Source organism: Enterococcus italicus (assembly GCF_023743875.1).
GTDB lineage: Bacteria > Bacillota > Bacilli > Lactobacillales > Enterococcaceae > Enterococcus_G > Enterococcus_G italicus.
This window is the reverse complement of record NZ_JAMRVB010000025.1, coordinates 1-961: the sequence shown is the minus strand read 5'-3', so window position 1 is coordinate 961 and position 961 is coordinate 1. Positions and strand designations below refer to the sequence as shown.

At 38.5% G+C, this 961-nt stretch carries 1 protein-coding gene; it reads right to left on the bottom strand.

Features of this window, described 5'->3' with window-relative positions; all coding sequences use genetic code 11:
- Positions 1–961, bottom strand: a 961-nt coding sequence (locus tag NE257_RS11565) for an MSCRAMM family protein (protein ID WP_251886530.1), incomplete at both ends; no start/stop codon positions are given.

Below are 961 nucleotides of genomic sequence, written 5' to 3'. Positions count from 1 at the left end.
AGCAGTCACTTTTACCACTTGTTTCTTACCATCTACTTGCAATGGTAAGTTCGCAACATACTTCTTATCTGCATCAAGTACATAGCCTGCTGGTGCTTTTGTTTCTTTAAAGTAGTAGCTTCCTGGTTTTAGGTTTTTCACTGTAATGGTTCCGTCTTTTTCAGTGGTTAACCCATCAGTATTCACTTTCTTATCATTGGCATCAAACAAATCAAAGACTGCTCCTGCCAATGGTTTATTCGTGTCGCTATCTACTTTCACTAATTGGATTGAACCAACTGTTTCTGTATTGCCTACGGTAACCACACCTGGTGTTGGTGTATTACTTACTTGCAATCCTAAAATAACAGGATATTTCGCTGTGCTATCAAAATCATAGCCTTCTGGTGCTGCTGTTTCTTTGAAATAATAATTTCCTGGTTTCAAATTATCAACAGAAATTTTTCCATTTTGGTCGGTAATCAGTCCTTCTTTAACAGGTTTATCATTCGCATCAAATAACGTAAATGTTGCTCCTGGTAAGACCTTATTTGTATCGTTGTCAATTTTTGTTAATTCTACGGAACCAGTTTTTTCTGCATTTGCTGCGGAAACTGTTGCCACTTTTGCAGTACTTTGGAAGTCAACTGTAAAGGCATACTTCGCATCTTTGTCCAATACATAACCCGCTGGTGCTGCTGTTTCCATGAAGTAGTAGTCGCCTGGTTTCAAATCGTTATAGTTTATTTCACCATTGACTGCAGTTTCCAAGTCTTTCGCTACCAGTGTGCCATCTTTTTTGAATAGACTAAATGTTGCTCCTGCTAACGCTTTACCAGTATCACTGTCTGTTTTTGTTAGCTTCACAGCGCCAGTTTTTTGTTCGTTCCCTACTGCAACTGTTGCAACTTTATCCGTCGTTTGTAATTCAACCGTAAATTCGTATTTTTTGTCCTTATCGAATTCATAACCTGCTGGTGCA